This is a genomic window from Vibrio jasicida 090810c (assembly GCF_002887615.1).
GTDB classification, from domain to species: Bacteria; Pseudomonadota; Gammaproteobacteria; order Enterobacterales; family Vibrionaceae; genus Vibrio; species Vibrio jasicida.
On record NZ_CP025793.1, the window covers coordinates 1,431,176 to 1,443,365 of the forward strand.

General features: G+C 45.9%; 12 protein-coding genes. 8 read left to right on the forward strand and 4 right to left on the reverse strand.

Translation table 11 applies throughout. The annotated features are described in order from the left end of the window. The 4 genes from C1S73_RS23920 (at nt 1) to C1S73_RS23935 (ending at nt 3,535) form a co-directional block, all read left to right on the forward strand. Nucleotides 1-798 carry an amino acid ABC transporter permease gene (locus C1S73_RS23920; RefSeq protein WP_038870830.1) on the forward strand — a complete coding sequence of 266 codons (798 nt, stop codon included), beginning with the start codon at nt 1-3 and terminating at the stop codon, nt 796-798. 9 nt (nt 799-807) lie between these two features. Continuing rightward, nucleotides 808-1,626: a transporter substrate-binding domain-containing protein gene (locus tag C1S73_RS23925; protein ID WP_038870832.1), complete on the forward strand. Its 819-nt coding sequence runs from the start codon at nt 808-810 to the stop codon at nt 1,624-1,626. A gap of 76 nt (nt 1,627-1,702) precedes the next feature. Further along, nucleotides 1,703-2,623 carry an amino acid ABC transporter permease gene (locus C1S73_RS23930; protein ID WP_038870835.1) on the forward strand — a complete coding sequence of 307 codons (921 nt, stop codon included), beginning with the start codon at nt 1,703-1,705 and terminating at the stop codon, nt 2,621-2,623. A 93-nt stretch (nt 2,624-2,716) separates the two neighbouring features. Next, entirely contained in the window at nt 2,717-3,535 is an 819-nt protein-coding gene (locus C1S73_RS23935; protein ID WP_038870838.1) for an EAL domain-containing protein, read from the forward strand. Between the two features lie 107 nt (nt 3,536-3,642). Here C1S73_RS23935 and C1S73_RS23940 read toward each other — a convergent pair whose 3' ends face one another. After that, nucleotides 3,643-4,182 (reverse strand): RNA-binding S4 domain-containing protein, encoded by a 540-nt coding sequence (locus C1S73_RS23940; RefSeq protein WP_038870841.1) that lies wholly within the window; start codon nt 4,180-4,182, stop codon nt 3,643-3,645. A 126-nt stretch (nt 4,183-4,308) separates the two neighbouring features. Between C1S73_RS23940 and C1S73_RS23945 the strand changes: the two genes are divergently transcribed. After that, on the forward strand, nt 4,309-5,262 hold the full coding sequence (locus C1S73_RS23945) for an endonuclease/exonuclease/phosphatase family protein (protein ID WP_038870844.1): 954 nt from the start codon (nt 4,309-4,311) through the stop codon (nt 5,260-5,262). On the opposite strand, the gene cra is transcribed toward C1S73_RS23945, so the two are convergent. Then, on the reverse strand, nt 5,252-6,247 hold the full coding sequence (cra, locus tag C1S73_RS23950; protein ID WP_038870847.1) for a catabolite repressor/activator: 996 nt from the start codon (nt 6,245-6,247) through the stop codon (nt 5,252-5,254). The two genes, C1S73_RS23945 and cra, sit on opposite strands and share 11 nt — an antisense overlap. A gap of 364 nt (nt 6,248-6,611) precedes the next feature. On the opposite strand from cra, the gene fruB reads away from it, so the two are divergent. Genes fruB through fruA form a run of 3 tightly spaced genes read left to right on the forward strand, consistent with a single transcriptional unit; the run spans nt 6,612 to nt 10,496 of the window. Continuing rightward, entirely contained in the window at nt 6,612-7,745 is a 1,134-nt protein-coding gene (gene fruB, locus C1S73_RS23955) for a fused PTS fructose transporter subunit IIA/HPr protein (RefSeq protein ID WP_038870849.1), read from the forward strand. Nucleotides 7,746-7,756: 11 nt separating this feature from the next. Beyond that, nucleotides 7,757-8,731: a 1-phosphofructokinase gene (gene pfkB / locus C1S73_RS23960; RefSeq protein WP_038870852.1), complete on the forward strand. Its 975-nt coding sequence runs from the start codon at nt 7,757-7,759 to the stop codon at nt 8,729-8,731. 19 nt (nt 8,732-8,750) lie between these two features. Then, nucleotides 8,751-10,496 carry a PTS fructose transporter subunit IIBC gene (gene fruA / locus C1S73_RS23965; RefSeq protein WP_038870854.1) on the forward strand — a complete coding sequence of 582 codons (1,746 nt, stop codon included), beginning with the start codon at nt 8,751-8,753 and terminating at the stop codon, nt 10,494-10,496. A gap of 125 nt (nt 10,497-10,621) precedes the next feature. On the opposite strand, the gene C1S73_RS23970 is transcribed toward fruA, so the two are convergent. Then, on the reverse strand, nt 10,622-11,116 hold the full coding sequence (locus C1S73_RS23970; RefSeq protein ID WP_038870857.1) for a hypothetical protein: 495 nt from the start codon (nt 11,114-11,116) through the stop codon (nt 10,622-10,624). Next, nucleotides 11,107-11,940 (reverse strand): transcriptional regulator, encoded by an 834-nt coding sequence (locus tag C1S73_RS23975; RefSeq protein ID WP_038870859.1) that lies wholly within the window; start codon nt 11,938-11,940, stop codon nt 11,107-11,109. The genes C1S73_RS23970 and C1S73_RS23975 overlap by 10 nt, the downstream gene beginning before the upstream one ends. Nucleotides 11,941-12,190: the final 250 nt, after the last annotated feature.

The following is a 12,190-nucleotide window of genomic DNA, read 5'->3' on the forward strand; positions in this document are numbered from 1 at the left end:
ATGGTCTATAGAATCTTCAAACCTGTCCTTCAAGCGTTACTACAAATCACTGTCCTTCTCATCGCTATCGCATGGGTATTAGATTCTGGTGCTCAAGCAATGGGGTATCAATGGCAGTGGGAACGTGTACCTGACTATATCGCCTTCTACGAAGATGGTGAGTGGTGGCCGGCAGAATTAATCGAAGGACTTATCGTCACGCTAAAGATTTCTGCGATTAGTCTATTCTTCACTTTAGTGATTGGATTGGTGACTGCGCTTTTAAGGCTTAGCGATTCCAGAGTTGGTAATGCGATTGGAACGACGTATGTCGAACTTATTCGTAATACGCCGCTACTGGTACAGATTTATCTACTCTACTTCGTCTTTGGTCCTGTCATTGGCTTGGATAGATTCAGCACCGCAGTCCTCGCATTGTCTTTATTCCAAGGAGCCTATACCGCCGAGATCTTCCGTGCTGGCTTAAACAGCATTCCAAAAGGTCAGTTTGAAGCTGCGAAGACATTAGGTTTATCGCCTTTCTTCGCCTACAAAGACGTCATACTTCCGCAAGTGTTGCAACGCACCTTGCCACCTTTGACGAATGAAGTGGTTTCTCTTATTAAAAACTCTTCAATTGTCAGCGTAATGGCAATCTTTGACTTAACGACCGAAGCGAGAAACATCGTATCGGAAACGGCCATGCCGTTTGAAATCTGGTTTAGCGTAGCAGCAATCTACCTTGCTCTTACACTATCACTTTCTGGCCTATCCGCTTGGCTAGAACACAAACTAGGAGCCAGTTGGCGCAAATTATAAGGAGATAACATGAAGTTATTCAAAGCGACCATTACTGCATTATTGGGGCTTGCGATTGCTTTGCCTTCGCTTGCAAAAGAAGAAGCCGCGACCCCAAATGTTGATCAAATCAAAGACCGCGGCACGCTTCGCGTTGGTATGTCGACATTTGTGCCTTGGGCAATGCGTAACAAACAAGGTGAGTTAATTGGTTTTGAAATCGATGTAGCGAAACGCCTAGCCGCAGATTCAGGCTTACAAGTTGAATTCGTACCGACAGCGTGGGACGGCATCATCCCAGCTCTTCTTGCTAAGAAGTTTGATGTAATCATTGGTGGCATGTCGATTACGCCAGAACGTTCAAAGAGCGTGTTGTTCACAGAACCGTATTCACACTCAGGCGTTCAAGTAGCAGCAAACAAAGAGCTAGCTGCTGGCTTTAGTGAGTTTTCAGACTTTGACTCTCGCCGTATAAAAATTGCCGCTCGTCGTGGCGCGTTCACAGTGCAAGTAGCGCGTGAGACGTTCCCTAAAGCGAAGATCCTTCAGTTTGATGACGATGCTCAAGCATTCCAAGAAGTACTAAACGGCAACGCACACGCAGTCATTGCATCAAGCCCGAAACCGGAGCATGAAGCGATCAAACACGCAGATAAGCTGTTTATTCCATTTACTGAGCGCTTATCAAAAGGTAACGAAGCCTTTGCGGTTCGCCTAGGAGAAGAAGACAAAAAAGCCTTCTTTAACAAGTGGATTGAAGCTCGCACACAAGATGGTTGGTTAGATGAGCGCTACGAATACTGGTTCTCAACGCTAGATTGGCAAGACCAGGTGGCACAAGGTCAATAACCTTAATCATCGCACGAATTAACAACACCGACTCGTACTTCGGGTCGGTTTTCTTCTCTACTATCGGAGTCAAACTTTGAGCGGACAAACCACCACTCGCGTTGCACCAACCAAAGCAAAATCAGGCTTTTTCTTAAGTCGTTTTAACCTACTCGATTGGGTACTGCTTGCCATCTGCGCGTTGGCTGGGGTTTGGCTCTATCATCGTTCTACCGTTGGCGTAAACTACATCTGGCATTGGAAAGAAGCCATTGACCTCTTATTCACCCCAAGAGCTGACGGCGGCTTGCCGTATTTCTTCCAAGGCCTAATCTCAACGCTGCGCTTAAGCCTTTGGGGCATAACCTTTGCTCTCGTATTGGGCACTCTACTTGGTTTAGCTCGATTCTCAGCCTCAGCTTGGCTACGCACACCTGCCAACGCTTTTATTCAATTGGTACGAAACATTCCACCTTTGGTATTCGTATTCATCTTCTATTTTTTCATCTCGAACCAGTTAATCCCATTACTTGGGTTAGAAGATCTTCTGCGCAACTATCGCGGAGATACAAATGCACTGCAGAACTTCTTATTTGGTCCACCAAACCTATGGGAAAACTTGGCCTCTGGTGTGCTTTGTGTCGGCTTACTGTCTTCCGCTTATATTGCTGAAGTGGTTCGCGCTGGTTTGCAAAGCGTGGATAAAGGCCAGTGGGAAGCTGCAGATTCACTCGGCTTATCTCGCTGGGTCAAATACCGTTTTGTAATTGCCCCACAAGTACTCAAAGCAATTACACCTGCCCTCGCCGGACAAACCATTTCACTGGTTAAAGACACTTCTATCGTTTCGCTGATCTCGATTCAAGAAATGACCTTTGTCGGCACAGAGATGGCCAATTCATCAGGCTACATTTTCGAAATTTGGTTAATCGTCGGCTTCGTTTACTTTCTGATTTGTTTCGGTCTATCAATGATTTTTAGATACATAGAGAAAAAATCGGAATCTATTTCAAATTAACTTAAAAGCCCTCATATTTAAGACTTTGTAAGCCTTCAAATCGGAACTCCATCCTGTTACAGTCATTGCCATGCTAGTTTTTTGGCGTTTTTCATGGAGTTAAAGCAGCAGTCCGACTACGAGCAGTACATAAGACAGGACAGTCTTGGTGAATACTATGTCGTGCTCAACCAATATACGTTTTACAGTGTTTATCAACCTATCTTCGATAAGCATAGAAACATAATCGGTATGGAAGCCCTACTCCGCATTCGTGGTGTAGACGGCGCTAACATTCGGCCAGACCTGTTCTTTGCTGATGCAAGTATTGATACCTACTTTCGTCTATGTATCGAGTTTTTATCTCGTGCTATTCATATTCGTAACTTTGCCAAGCACTTCGCAGGTTCAACAATTAAGTTATTTCTTAATGTCATGCCTCAAACGCTGCTTACCCTAACTAAAGATATGGGTTTCAAAGATAACGGCCTTCTGTACAAACGCTTAGAGGAGCTTGGAATGCACCCCTCTGACGTCGTATTTGAAGTAGTTGAAGAATCTTGTGGTGACACTGAGCTTTTGATAGAAGCCGTCCAATTGATGAGGGCGAATGGCTTCTTGTTCGCTATTGACGACTTTGGCTCTCACCATTCAAACATGTCTCGCGTTAAACATCTTTGCCCCGACATCATCAAGATAGACCGTTCTTACCTTCTCGATTATTGTTCAGGTGATACGCTGGCGATTGCAAACGCAGTAGAACTGGCTGAAGAGATGAATGCGAAAGTCGTGATAGAAGGTGTAGAGGAAAACATTCAGCTTTCCGCCATGCAACGATTAGACTTAGATTATTACCAAGGTTTTTACCTCGGTAAGCCTAACGCAATCCACCATTGGACGAATCAGGTTAATAGTAATAAGCTTCTGCATTGAGCTCATACGAGCATCCTCGCCCACTCTACAAATAAAAAGCGCCGACTTAGTCACACTAAGTCGGCGCTTTTTAGTTATTCGAATCTATCGAATCAAACCAACATCAATTAAAAGAAGTCGATTGAGTTACGGCCGCTGTTCGGATCGCGAGTCGCTTTAGGCTTATCCTCTTTTTTGCCTTTCTTAGCCGATTGAGATAAGGCTTCTTTCTGTGCTTTACGCTCTTTGTGCGCGGCTTTACGGCCTGTTGATTTCGGCCCTTTAACGTTCGCTTTGTCGTTCTTTTTCGAACGAGACTTTTCTTTGCGAGCCGCTTGTGCTTCTTTCTTCGCCTTTTTCTCTGCTTTTTCTTCAGCAGATTCAGGTTCAGTTACTGGCGCGTCACAGACAACAACATAATATTCTTGGTTGAACTCGAAAAAATCACCATCGTACATTTTGCGACGCTTGCGCGTTTCTAGTTCACCATTTACCGCAACGTAACCTTCTTCGATGATGTGTTTTGCTTCACCACCGCCACTCACCAAGTTTGCGATTTTAAAAAGCTTATACAGTTCAATTGGGTGCGCGTCGACGTCGATGCCAATCGCTTCGATTTCAATTTCTTCGCCTTCTAAATACTCTTCGTTTTCGTAATCTTGGGTCATGTTCGGTACTCATTAATCTTGATGAACGGAGTTTAAACGGAATGCGTACAAATAGAAACGTGATCTTCACTCATCTCTGCTATTTGGGTATATACTCACCCAATAACTCCTTGAACGAGCGTCATTTTGTCTAAAACGAGCCAAATCACCTTCGCCACGGCGAATCTATTTAACTTTATCGCCCCACCCAATGCCTATTATGATTTCGAGAACATCTACTCGACAGAACAATGGCAAGACAAACTCGCTTGGACAAAATCACAAATCGAACAGCTCAATCCTGACATCATCGGCTTGCAAGAAGTGTTCAGCATTGAAGAAACCAAAAACTTCTTTGCTGAGATCGGTTACGAACACTTTGCCTGTGTCGATACACCACATGTCGAAGGCGATTATATCCACTCGCGTCCTGTTGTCGCCGTCGCTTCGCGTTTTCCGATTGAACATTATGAAGCAGTTACGTTCGACAAAGAAACACTCGCTGCCTTTGGCGACCTCACCGCGCCCCCTTTCAGTCGAAAACCGGTTAGAGCGAGCATTGTGCATCCCGTTATCGGCCATATTACGGTTTATGTGACGCATTTAAAATCTCAACGCCCTGCGGACACAGATGCCCCCGAACAGGCAAGCAGACCGATTGCCCGATGGCTCTCAACTCAACAACGTGGCTGGGAAGCGGCAATGTTGCGTGATGCCATGCAAAAGCACTATGCGAGTAGCCCGATGCCAACGGTATTAATGGGTGACATGAACCAACCCATCACTGATGCCAGTGTGAACAAGGCGTTGGTTGAAAAGTATGGTGACAGCGTCACTGATTTGCGACTTAATGATGGTTGGGATTTACAAGTAACACCACTGCTGGACTCAAGGCCTGCAACCCATTATCACTTCGCAAAAGGTAATGTTTTGGATTACATACTGTTGTCGCAAGAGTTCGATTCTCATGAAGATGTATCAATAGCAGAAGTCACGAATTACCAAGTGCTGGATGCGCACCTAATCAATCCGTCTTTTGAGAGGGATAAAAACGCCAGCGACCACGCATTTGTGGCGCTGACGGTAGAAATTAAGCTTTAGTTTCGGTGTGGCGCTTTACAATCTTACGCGGAATCAACTCCACTCCTGCTTTATAGCGCTTAGCTGAAGCATTAAGCGCCAACTCCATTGCGCTGTCGGCGATCAGCTCAAACTGCTGTGGGAGCGAGTTGATTTTGATTGGAAGAAAATCGAGCAAGCGGTTATCACCAAAGGTGGCCAAACGTACTTTGCCCATCAACTCTGGCTTTTCTAACATCACATCCAATACGCCTTCTAATAAGGTGTAAGACATGGTCACCACAGCATCTGGCAGCTTGCCCTTTTCGATCCACCCTTCTAACACCTTCTTGCCTTCTTCACGAGAGAAGTGCTGACCATAACCTACTAATGCCTCGTTACCTTTTTGCTGGCATGCAGAACGGAAACCCAGTTCACGCTCTTTAGAGACTTGCAGTTCTTCTAATGCGCCAATCAGGCCGATGGACTCAATCTCAGGCGACAATACTGATTCTGTAAGCTCAAACGCCGCATCAAAATCTTCACTGATCACACAACAAAAGTGCTCGTCATCCATAGGGCGGTCAAGCGCAATAACGGGCGTACCGGAGTTTTGTAGTTTGAGATAATACTCGCTCGCTGCTGGCATACTGCTCGCGACGAATAGCGCATCAATACGACGACTCACGAGCGCCTCTGCAACCTTTTGTTCCGTTTGCGGATCATCATCAGAACAACCAATCAAAATTTGATAGCCCGCTTTACGCGAGTTCTGCTCAATCAGTTTTGCTAAACGTGCGTAACTGGTGTTCTCTAAATCTGGAATGATCAAACCAAACGAACGTGAGTTGCCCGCTCTTAAAGAAGATGCTGCGTGATCCGGTTTGTAATTGTACTGCTCAACCACCGCCATGACTTTCTTTTGAGTCTTTTCGCTGATGCGGTATTTCTGCGCTTTTCCGTTAATCACATAGCTTGCTGTGGTCTTCGAAACCCCAGCTAATTTTGCTATTTCATCCAGTGTCATATTCTAAGCCCTGTTCTGTGCGCGGGATCATATTAATACATCAACGATCCTTCGATAAGTTGAATTATATGCTGAACCGATTCAGTATAAAAGCTGAAAGGATTCAGCAAAACTTAAAAATTGACGAGAGTCACCAAAATCACGCAATACCGGCTCCCTTTGCTAGGCTTTAAAAGCATAAAGCCATGAATGGTTAAGTTTCGATTTTAGAAACAGTTTCGCTGAGTGTTTAAAAAAATTTGACCAAAAGCTGAATCGATTCAGTTTCTTTTGTTAAGCAAAACAGATAAACGATGTTACGCAAACCAATCTCTGCGTAGCCAAGATGAATTAGAAATAGATACCTTAAGGCTGGAGAAGCACCATGCTTAAGCTAAGTAAGAACGACATTACCCTATCTCAATCCGCTACAGATAAGTTTGAAGCGATCAAAAGCATCGCGAAAAGCCTGACAGACAAAGGTCTGGTTGAACAAGGCTATGTAGAAGGCATGCTAAACCGTGAAAACCAGAACTCTACGTTTCTAGGTAACGGCATCGCAATTCCTCACGGCACGACTGACACGCGCTCAATGGTGAAAACCACCGGCGTTGCTGTTCACCACTTCCCAGAAGGCGTTGAATGGGGCGACGGCAACACAGTTTACGTTGCAATCGGTATTGCAGCGAAATCAGACGAGCACTTGGGCATTCTTAAGCAGCTAACAAAAGTACTGGGTGCGGATGGCGTTGAAGAGCGTCTACGTGATGCGAAAAACGAAGACGACATTATTGCCCTGCTTCATGGCGACGTTCAGCTAGAGGCGGATTTCGATGCTTCTCTCATTCAACTGCTATTCCCAGCAAGCGACATGATTCAAATGAGCGCGGTTGCTGGCGGCCTACTTAAAAACACAGGTTGTGCAGGTACAGAGTTCGTTGCAGATCTAGTAACAAAAACGCCAACGCACCTTGGTCAAGGTCTATGGCTAGTAGGTAGTGATAAGCAAGTAACGCGCACCGGTGTTTCTTTTGTATCAACAGCAAATGATTGTGAATTCGAAGGCGAGAAAGTGCGTGCTCTAGTTGCATTTGCAGCTTGCAACAATGCTCACCAATCTATCCTAAGCACGATTTCAAAGCTTGTGTTTAACAACGAACACAGCAAATTACTTGATGCTTCTGCTGAACAGATCCTTGCACTGTTCAAAGGCGAAGAAATGGCAACAGAAGCGGCTGAAGATGGCAACACGGCAATCTTTAAGATCAAAAACGCCCACGGCCTACACGCTCGTCCAGGCGCAATGCTAGTAGCAGAAGCGAAGAAGTTCGAATCGACCATTCGTGTGGCAAACCTAGGTGGCGACGGCAAAGCAGTGAACGCGAAGAGCCTAATGAAAGTTATCGCGCTAGGTGTGAAACACGGCCACCAGCTTCAATTCTCTGCTGAAGGTCCAGATGCTGCACAAGCACTTGAGTCAATCGGCAAAGCAATCGCATCTGGTCTTGGCGAAGGTTAAGGGGCGAGAGAATGACAGCATTGAAAACAAACAAAGTCGTTACCATCACGCTTAACCCTGCCCTTGACCTAACAGGTTCGCTGGACTCAATTAAAGTGGGTTCTGTCAGCCTAGTTGAAAAGAGCAACCTACACGCGGCTGGCAAAGGCGTAAACGTAGCGAAAGTGCTTAGTGACCTAGGTGCAGACGTAACTGTGACGGGCTTTCTTGGCAAAGACAACCCAGAGCTGTTCCACCAGCTATTTAGCGATATCAAGGTTAAAAACGAGTTCGTTGAGGTCGAAGGCGCAACTCGCATCAACGTAAAATTGGTTGAAGCAGATGGCCAAGTGAGCGACATCAACTTCCCTGGCGTTCAAGTTACGGCAGAAGAAATCGCACGCTTTGAAGAAACCCTATTCCGCCTTGCAGAAACACACGATTACTTTGTATTGGCAGGCAGCCTACCGGGCGGTGTTACTGCAGAGCAATGCGCGGCATGGATTGAGAAGCTGCATCAGAAAGGCAAGAAAGTCTTGTTCGATAGCAGCAAGGCGGCACTACGCGCAGGCATCGACGCTCATCCTTGGTTGATCAAACCAAACGACGAGGAGCTAAGTGACTTTGTCGGCGAGCACCTTTCAACGCCAGAACAATGCCAAGACGCGGCGCAAACGCTAAGCGATAAAGGCATTGAGAACATCGTGGTTTCTATGGGTGCAGACGGCGTGATGTGGCTGAACCAAGGCGAATGGTTACGTGCTCAACCACCACGAATGAATGTAGTAAGCACTGTTGGCGCTGGCGATACGCTTGTTGCTGGCCTGTGCTGGGGTCACATGCAAGTGATGCCGAAAAACGATTTACTGCGCTTCGCTACTGCGCTTTCTGCCCTAGCAGTGAGCCAAGTTGGCGTTGGCCTAACCAGTCAGGAAGAACTGGAGAACATCAAGCTCCAAACGCAAGTAACCGAGCTTTACCCTAATACGAACTTAGACAAAAACTAAGGAACAGAAGGTTATCAGTATGAATATTGCCATTATTACAGCTTGTCCAAGTGGTGTTGCGAACAGCATCATTGCGGCAGGTCTACTAGAACAAGCAGCGGCGAAGCTGGGTTGGAACGCAAAGGTTGAATGCCAATCAAGCGTGGTTGAACCAACACTGCTGACAGACGCTGACATTGAACAAGCAGAAGCGATCGTAATTGCGGCTAACACTCCAGTTGATACTTCTCGTTTCGTAGGTAAAAAAGTCTACCAAGCAGATATCAGCACCGTAGCGAAAGACGCATCCGCTTTCTTACAAACTGCGGTTGAAAGTGCAGCAACGCTAGAGCAAGCAACCACAGTTGCGGCACAAGTAGCAGCACCAGCAGAAAGCGCATCTGCAACTAAGAAGATTGTTGCTATCACTGCATGTCCAACCGGCGTTGCACACACCTTCATGGCAGCAGAAGCACTAGAGGAAGAAGGCAAACGTCGCGGTCACCAAATTAAAGTGGAAACGCGTGGCTCAGTAGGTGCGAAAAACCAACTGACTGACCAAGAAATCGCAGACGCAGATTTGGTCATCATCGCAGCAGACATCGAAGTACCTCTTGACCGCTTCAACGGCAAAAAGATGTACCGCACTAAAACCGGTCCAGCTCTGAAGAAAACAGCGGAAGAAATGGACAAAGCGTTTGAACAAGCAAGCGTATACCAACACTCTGGTTCTTCTAGCGCATCATCAGCAACAGAAGAGAAGAAAGGCGCGTACAAACACCTAATGACAGGTGTATCTCACATGCTTCCAGTTGTGGTTGCCGGTGGTTTGATTATCGCCCTATCCTTCGTATTTGGTATCGAAGCGTTTAAAGAAGAAGGCACGCTAGCAGCAGCGCTAATGAACATCGGTGGTGGCTCTGCATTCGCATTGATGATCCCTGTTCTTGCTGGTTACATCGCTTTCTCTATTGCTGACCGTCCGGGTCTGGCTCCGGGTCTAGTTGGCGGTATGCTAGCAAGCTCAACTGGCGCAGGTTTCCTCGGTGGTATCGCAGCAGGTTTCATCGCAGGTTACGCTGCTAAGTTCCTTGCCGACAAAGTAAAACTTCCACAATCAATGGAAGCACTTAAACCTATCCTTATCATCCCGTTCGTGGCGACATTGTTCACGGGTCTTGTGATGATTTACATCGTGGGTGGCCCAGTATCTGGCATCATGAACGGCCTAACTGATTTCCTAAACAACATGGGTTCAGACAGTGCAGTTCTACTGGGTATTATCCTTGGCGCGATGATGTGTTTCGACTTAGGTGGTCCAGTAAACAAAGCTGCTTACGCATTCGGTGTAGGTCTATTGGCTTCGCAAACTTACGCACCAATGGCTGCAATCATGGCCGCGGGTATGGTTCCTGCACTAGGTATGGGTCTTGCGACGTTCATTGCTAAGAACAAGTTCGAGCAAAGCGAGCGTGAAGCAGGTAAAGCCTCATTCGTGCTTGGTCTGTGCTTTATCTCTGAAGGTGCAATCCCATTCGCAGCGAAAGATCCAATGCGTGTTATCCCATCATGTATGGCGGGTGGCGCACTAACTGGTGCTCTATCGATGCTGTTCGGTGCAAAACTGATGGCACCACACGGTGGTTTGTTCGTACTGCTTATCCCTAACGCAATCTCACCAGTGCTAATGTACTTGGTAGCAATCGCAGCAGGTACAGCGGTAACAGGTTTCACTTACGCGTTCCTAAAGAACAAAGCAGAAGCGAAACAACAAGCAGCCGCTTAATCATGGCGGAAACGCGTATGCGTATCTAATTACAATGCCTCCCTCGATTTGGCATTCGACACCTCCTTCTCGCTTCGGCATTGGGAGGTGTTTTTTATTGAGCGATAATCGGAGTCTAACGGGCGCTAAATCCGATAGCAGACAAAGTTACTCTCTTCCGTTTCGCTCTGATTGAAAAAGAACAAGCGTTCGTCTTCCACTTTGTAAATGAAGTCCGTTTTGGTGCGTACGTAAGAGTTCATGTCTCTGACGAAAACCTCACTCTCCGTTGGCTGTTCATTCCAACTGACTTTCTGATAATCCACCGTCAGCGCATGTCCCTCCACTTGATACTTAGCGTTGTAAACCAGTTCATATTCTTTTCTTTCGCCCTTTTTCGTCAACAACGTTCCTTTCTGGAAAATGTACATGTCCCTATCCGAGCTAAACACCACGACAGAACGGTCACTGATGTTTTCATAACGTCGGTAACCTCTGGTAATAAAGTCTTCTTCAAACATTGCACACGCCCAGCGCGAACCTGTTATTTCGTCGGATTGGAAATACTTTTGGTGAACAATCACGCCCACTAGGCCCGTTGCCAATGCAATATTGAGTACGAGGAGTTTGTTTATCTGCATATTGCGTCCGCCCTGTTCATGCTCTCTAAGACCGTTTCTTTCAAGGTGTCGATATCGAGAGAAAACTTAATGTAGTTGACGTTCTTATTACTGTTTTTGGCGAAAGCAAACGCACGTAAAGTATGCGCCCCTTCTTGATAAGCCGATTCAGACACACGCAAATATACGATGGCCGGACACACCGGAAATACCTCATCGTTGAGGCTCTTTGCCAAAGCCGAAAGATCTAACTCGTCATGATTTTGATCGTAAAAGTAGAAGTCCGTTTCTGACACAGAAAAGTGTTGGTAATCCGAATCATCAAGAAAATCAGGATGTGGCACAAACGGACGAAAATAAAGCACAGAGACAATCGCAAAAAGCAAGAAAGCCGTCATCAGTATTGGGGTTAAGCTAAATGCCTTGTCTCGCGATTCAGCTTCTTGCTTGGGCGCTGCTTTGACTTGATGCTCAACATCATCAATTTCGAACGTTTGGAGTTCCGGTATCTCAACTTTCTGTTTGATGGGTTTAACATCCGCATCAACTTCCAGTAAATAGCCAATTTTACTTACCGTTTTTATCTGTACACCATGCGCCTTCAACTGAACAAGTTTCTTTCTTAAACCGGAAATGACATTGGTCAATGCTTGATCGGTAACAACTGAACCATCCCAACAGATTTCGAACAACTCTTCGCGAGTTACATGTACGCCCTGCTTTTCAAGCATCAAGTTCAGCACTTGGTATGGAAGTGGCCTTAGAGGAACATCATTACCGTGTGAATTGGACAATGTCCTTGTCGTCGGATCGAGGACCAAATTGGCGAAATAGATTCTATGCATACAGGCTCACTGCTTTCTCAACTCCTTGAATTATAGGTCAGGTTTGCCGAACCATTCTAAAAACCAAGTCATCTTCATCACACCATAATGCAGCACTCAGTTTTTAGTAATGAAGGATTCAAACATCAATTTTTAACTCTGCATACCTTCCGAGCACACAAAAAACACACAATTGCCTAAGTCACTAAATCAATAGGAATTATTTGGTTTTTGTTTACTTTTTGTTTAGTTTTTCAGCGCCTCATTTAGA